The organism is Candidatus Similichlamydia epinepheli, assembly GCF_003056015.1.
Genome location: NZ_PPEU01000121.1, coordinates 1 through 1,731 on the forward strand (window position 1 = coordinate 1; position 1,731 = coordinate 1,731).

Consider the following 1,731-nt stretch of genomic DNA (forward strand, 5'->3'; position numbering starts at 1 on the left):
GGTTTATTGGGAAGCGTATTCGATGGGTTACAAAATCCACTTGATGAAATGTTTAAAGAACACGGTGCTTTTTTGGTGCGAGGGTCATATTATCCACCGCTTCCTAGAGATAGACTTTGGCCATTTAAGCCTTCTGTTACTGTTGGGGATGTTGTATTACCTGGTTCAGTAGTCGGGACAACGAAAGAAGACCGTTTCCTACATTCAATTTACGTTCCTTTTAAGCTTTCTGAATGCAGATATAAAGTAGAAATGGTCATCGAGGAAGGTTCTTATTCAGTTGATACGACAATTGCGATCTTGAGTAATGGTACAGGTGAGAGAATAGATGTTAAAATGTTCCAGAAGTGGCCTTTGAAAAGACCTCTTCTGTTCGGAGAAAGGATACTTCCTTCTGCCCCTCTTGAGACTGGTTGTCGTGTCATCGATACACAATTTCCAATCCTAAAGGGAGGAACCTTTTGTTTGCCTGGTCCCTTTGGGGCGGGGAAAACTGTTTTGCAACACCATTTCGCTAAGTTTTCTGCTGTAGATATCGTGATCTTTGCAGCATGTGGAGAACGTGCCGGAGAAATAGTGGAAATGCTTAAAGAATTCCCCTTGCTGAAGGATCCACAAACCGGAAATCCCTTGTCTAATCGAACTGTTCTCATTTGCAATACTTCTTCTATGCCTGTTGCTGCTAGGGAGTCGTCTGTTTACATGGCCGTGACCATTGGTGAGTATTATCGTCAAATGGGTCTTGATGTTTTGGTTGTTGCAGATTCAACATCTCGTTGGGCTCAAGCTATGCGTGAAATGTCTGCTCGTTTAGAAGAGATTCCTGGAGATGAATCCTTCCCTGCTAGTTTAAATGCAAAAATTGCTGAGTTATATCAGAGAGCTGGTGTGGTTTGTTTAAGGGACGGAAAAACAGGTTCTCTTTCACTTGGAGGTGCCGTCTCTCCAGCTGGTGGGAACTTCGATGAGCCTGTTACACAAGCTACTCTTTCTGTTGTAGGTTCTTTTTTAGGCCTGTCACGCAATCGTAGTAGTGCTAGAAGATACCCTGCAGTAGATCCACTTATTTCTTGGTCTAAGTATGGTGCTAAGTTTGCATCTAATATGTCAGATGAGATTCCTTTATGGAGAAGATGGGTTCAGCGTACACATGAACTGCTGCAAGAGAGTGAAGCTATCTCTAGGAGAGTGGATGTTTTAGGTGAGGATGGAATTTCTCTTTCTGAGTTCATCTCCTATTTAAAATCAGAATTATACGATGTTGCATACCTACAGCAAAATTCGTTCGATGATGAGGATATGTATTGCCCTCTCTCGAAGCAGAAATTGCTCTTTTCATTTATGAATGAAGTTTTGGATTCGGACTTTTCCTGGATTGAATCTCATGCGGATGCGCGAACCTTTTTTCTTTCGTTACAAGCTGAAATGCGCATGCTCAACTTCCTTAAAGAGGGGAGTAAGGAGTCTGATGAGTGTCGTGATAGAATACGAGCTCGTCTGAGAGAGAAAAAGTTAACAGGGACAAATTGAATATGTAGGTAAATGAAAGGGGAAGGTGAACTATGAAGCGCGTATCGAGCAGGATACTTGAAATGCGGGGTTATTTAATTACTGTTGAAGCCCCTCGAGTTTGCATGGGTGAGCTAGCTGAAATTGTGTTTCGAGATGGACGTTTATCGTACGGAGTTGTGATTAAGGTGAAACATAATCTAGCTGTGCTTCAGGTGTACG

General features: G+C 42.4%; 1 protein-coding gene. It reads left to right on the forward strand.

The genetic code is table 11. The annotated features are described in order from the left end of the window. Positions 1 to 1,530: V-type ATP synthase subunit A (locus tag GCCT14_RS04740; protein ID WP_108624427.1), on the forward strand; the 1,530-nt coding region annotated here is incomplete at its 5' end. Between the last annotated feature and the right edge of the window lie 201 nt (positions 1,531 to 1,731).